Here is a 2,598-nt window from a genome sequence, read left to right on the forward strand (position 1 = left end):
TGGTCAGATTCCAGAGCCAACCAGAAAAGAACTTGAAGCTCTTTATCTTTCTTTAAATCCTGCTCAACTTAAAAGAAACATTGAAATGAAGCTGAATAAACTTTACCAGGCTTATCAGGAGAAAAGTAGACGAGATGCGGTTAAGCCCTTCAAAAAACAAAATCCCCGTATGGGGTTACATTTTATATGACCCAACCAGACCTACTTCGGTTACCTAGTTAAATGGCTTGACACGTCGGCCTCTTGGAGGTTATGGCCACAATCCTGCGCCATGTAAAAGATTGTGGGTAAATGTCTGGTCAGCTAAAAGCGACTGCCTGGACTTAAAAGTATCAGGGAGCAATCCCTGTAGTCGCAGCTATGGCACCTGCCTCAGGTGTTAGATTCAACTGGCGCCTGTGTTGCTCAAGACATCTTGAGAATCTCCGGACTTTAGTCGTGGAGAGTGTCAATCCAGAGATTTCCGTAGTTCGGAAGACAACGAGTTAAAGTAACCATAACGTTGGTTTGATCTATCGAACGATATTGCGCCAGGGGGTGGAAGTATATGCCGCCTGAAAGCGAATTAGCGGGCAGCCCGGCGGACTGGCTTCGTCATGCCTACAGCTCTTTCATCGGTCGTGCGTTTTTTATCGCCCTCGTCCTGCGGCTTATCCCTGTTTTCCTGTCTTACAACCTCGGCATCGGACTGAACGACATGTTCCAGTATGACATGCTGGCACGCAGCATTGTGGCGGGCAATGGCTATCGCTGGTACGCCGAGCCGGATTTGTACCTGGTCAAGGAATTCATCCCCTTCGACATCTTGGCTGTAAATTATGACCCGCGCGGCGTGCTGACCTCTTTCCGCCCGCCGCTGTATCCAGCCTTCCTTGCCCTCATTTACTTCCTGACTGGCGTGGATGCCGACCGCTTTTTCACCGCCCGGCTGGCACAGGCCTTCCTCGGCGCGGCGCTCGTCCCGCTGACATATCTGCTGGCGCACCGCTTTTCCCCTCGGAAAGAATCAACGCTCACCGCAGAGCACGCAGAGAGCGCGGAGAATAACAAAATAAACTCTGCGAACTCCGCGCCTGCTCTGAGCCATGCCCTGAGGAACGAAGGGATAGTCGAAGAGCTCTCAGCGGTGAAATTTTCGCCTGCGCGCATTGCAGCCTGGGTGGTCGCTTTCTACCCGATGCTGGTCATCTATCCGCTGGCGCTGGCGACCGAGAACTTGTTCTTCCTGCTTATCCTGCTTTCGACGCTGACCCTGCTGCGCGCCGTGGACTCTGGCCGCTGGCCGTCCTTTGCGCTGGCCGGCTTTGTCTTTGGCCTCACCGCCCTGACCCGTTCGGTCATTTCGGCGGCGGTGATTCTGGCTGTGCTGTGGGTCTGGTTTGCGTTGAAGAATCGCGCCGGCGCGGTCGCCTTGCTGTTCTTTTTTCTGTTCACGATTTCACCCTGGGTGGTGCGCAACACACTTTTGCATGGCCAGTTTACGTGGATAGAATCTGCCCTCGGCTACCAACTGTACCTGGGCTACCACCCGGATGGGACGGGCACTTTTCAGTATCCTCAATCCCTGGATCTGATCCCGATCCTGGATGATGCCGAACGTGATCGCATCGGCATCGAGAAGACGCTCCAATTTATCCGTGATGCCCCGGGGCGCTTCCCCTATCTGGCTGTCCGCCGCCTGGGTCATTTCTTCGGCCTGGAGCGCCGCGCCCTGACCTACTTTTACTCCAACAACTTCTTTGGCTATATTCCCCCCGTTCCTCTGACAGCCATTGCTCTTTTACTGATCTTGCCATTTGTTTTTGTCTGCACCTCGGCTGCATTTGGCCTGGCGATCACGCGTTGGTCGAAAGAGAATCTGTTGCTGGCCCTGCTGATGTTCAGCTATCTCGGCCCTCACGTTCTCATCTTGGCCGAAGACCGCTTCCACTTGACACTTATCCCGTTCCTCGCCATCCTCGCCGCGCAGTGCTGGATGGGTGGCCTGTCCGCGCTGCATGAACGCTGGCAGACCCGGGCCGGACGTTGGGCACTCGCCTTTGCCACGTTTGCCGTTTTGCTCCTCCTGCTGAATTGGTCCCTCGAACTCTGGCGCGATGCCGATAAGCTGGCCCTGCTCTTCGGCCCGGACGGGAATCAAACCTATTTCCCGTATTAACCGCGGAAGCTCTTCCTCCATCGTCCGTCATCTATCCCTTTTTGATGTCGGGAAGGAGCCCCCGAAAACGGCCTTGAACATCGCTTACGGCGTCTTCATCGGCCTGCTGGCCGCCGGCCTGCTCTGGCTGGTTACCGGCCCGCCGCGCGGCCAAGCGGTGACCCTCCTGCCGCCGCCTACCCCCGCCCCGCTGACAGAAGAGGGACAGACTGAGCATCGGAAAAGACGCCATAGGCGCTTTCAGTAACAAAGCGTCCACCAACTCCATCTGCGCATCTCGGCATGCGGTGAAACCATGCGCATACAGGATGACTTAACACGGCCTAAAACTGGTGCTAAATTTTAATAGAAGGAGGTGAAGAACATGCCGATACTCATAATTATTGGTTCTTCTCCCATTTTCTACGGTACAGGTAGAGGTAAAGGAAGTGGGTTATCGG

The 2,598-nt window shown here is 54.9% G+C and carries 3 protein-coding genes; 2 read left to right on the forward strand and 1 reads right to left on the reverse strand.

Annotated elements, in window-relative coordinates:
• Both HW443_RS13060 and HW443_RS10540 read left to right on the forward strand, forming a co-directional pair.
• A partial coding sequence (locus HW443_RS13060) for a hypothetical protein (RefSeq protein WP_219853983.1) occupies positions 1 to 190 on the forward strand: 190 nt, incomplete at its 5' end.
• A 357-nt stretch (positions 191 to 547) separates the two neighbouring features.
• Positions 548 to 2,158, forward strand: coding sequence for a glycosyltransferase family 39 protein (locus HW443_RS10540; protein WP_176236205.1), 1,611 nt, complete (start codon positions 548 to 550; stop codon positions 2,156 to 2,158).
• 31 nt (positions 2,159 to 2,189) lie between these two features.
• Here the strand turns inward: HW443_RS10540 and HW443_RS10545 are convergent, their stop codons facing one another.
• Positions 2,190 to 2,417, reverse strand: coding sequence for a hypothetical protein (locus HW443_RS10545; protein ID WP_176230095.1), 228 nt, complete (start codon positions 2,415 to 2,417; stop codon positions 2,190 to 2,192).
• Positions 2,418 to 2,598: the final 181 nt, after the last annotated feature.

Origin of the sequence: Candidatus Hakubella thermalkaliphila (assembly GCF_013281975.1) — a bacterium.
Lineage (GTDB): Bacteria > Actinomycetota > Humimicrobiia > Hakubellales > Hakubellaceae > Hakubella > Hakubella thermalkaliphila.